This is a genomic window from Streptomyces iconiensis (assembly GCF_028657195.3).
Classification (GTDB): Bacteria; Actinomycetota; Actinomycetes; order Streptomycetales; family Streptomycetaceae; genus Streptomyces; species Streptomyces iconiensis.
This window is the reverse complement of record NZ_JANCPR020000117.1, coordinates 1-1,103: the sequence shown is the minus strand read 5'-3', so window position 1 is coordinate 1,103 and position 1,103 is coordinate 1. Positions and strand designations below refer to the sequence as shown.

Annotated in this window: 2 protein-coding genes; both read right to left on the bottom strand. The window is 66.2% G+C overall.

Annotated features, from left to right (window positions below; all coding sequences use genetic code 11):
• Positions 1-20 precede the first annotated feature (20 nt).
• On the bottom strand, positions 21-440 hold the full coding sequence (locus NMN56_RS42920; RefSeq protein ID WP_283742581.1) for a DUF4232 domain-containing protein: 420 nt from the start codon (positions 438-440) through the stop codon (positions 21-23).
• A 49-nt stretch (positions 441-489) separates the two neighbouring features.
• A complete protein-coding gene (locus NMN56_RS42915) occupies positions 490-705 on the bottom strand; it encodes a hypothetical protein (RefSeq protein WP_283742580.1) in 216 nt (71 codons plus the stop codon).
• Positions 706-1,103: the final 398 nt, after the last annotated feature.

Below are 1,103 nucleotides of genomic sequence, written 5' to 3'. Positions count from 1 at the left end.
TCCCCGTGTACGGCGCGGGTTCACTGCTTGCCGGTGCCGACGGGGTCGACGGTGACGTCGGAGGTGGAGTGGTCGGAGACGGGAATGTTGATCGGGTCGATCGTCAGGGCCTTGGAGTGGGTCTCGTTGGGCGGAGTGACCACGAGACGCGTGATGTCCACACCCGAGCCGCCACTGTCATTACGCGGGTAGTGCAGCGTGAAACGCGTCTCCTTGCCCGACTGGAGCGCCACACCCGGAGCCGCCAGCTTGCTCCGGTTCGCACTGATCCCACCCGGACCACTGTCCGCCTTCAGATCCACACCCGGGAACCCCTTCAGCGAGCACGCCTCACCCGTGTTCTTCAAACTCACCAAAAGCGTGCCCTCACCCATCCCGTGCGAGGCCCGCATCCGCAGATTCTCCGTCTTGCACGTACCCGTGGTCACCTGACCACCCATGCTCCCCTCACCCGACTTCGCCGCAGTACTCGCCTCATCACCACCGGCACTACCACCACCACCGCTCGTGTCCTTCTCCTCCGAACCACCACCGGAACCACCCGAAGACGACGACGAAGACGAGACGAGACGAGGACGAGGAGGAGGACGCGGAGGAGCCGGTGTCGTTCTTGCCCGCGGCCGAGTCCTCGCTGCCCTGACAGGCAGTGAGGGAGAGACCGGCCGCAAGGGCCAGGGCGGCGATGGTGATCTTCTGAGCGCGCATCGGAACTTCCTTAGCGGTCGGTGCCGTCTGCCCGGCACGAGCGAGCGTTACTGATCACCAAGACCCCACCCGCACCCCACACCGTTCCGCCCCACCCCACCCCCAGACACCCCTGTGACACCCACACACACAAACCAGCACCCCCACAGCCAGGCACACCCCACCGGGCACCCACCCAACACCCGGCCCCCACACCCCAGCACAACCCCGGAAACAAGCGGATCCGAGCACCACACCAGCACCCCCACCGGCCCCCGTCACCCCCCACAGGAACCCCGGTTCCGCGACCCGCACCCCGCCTCACCCCGGCCGTCGACCACCGCAACAGACCCGTACCCGACCCGTCATGAACGTTTCCAACAACCCCACTGACATGACCACAACAAGCAACGATCAAC

What these genes read in the sequence shown, in the direction of transcription:
- NMN56_RS42920 (WP_283742581.1), bottom strand. Translation starts at nt 440, where the DNA reads ATGGGTGGTCAGGTGACCACGGGTACGTGCAAGACGGAGAATCTGCGG.
- NMN56_RS42915 (WP_283742580.1), bottom strand. Translation starts at nt 705, where the DNA reads ATGCGCGCTCAGAAGATCACCATCGCCGCCCTGGCCCTTGCGGCCGGT.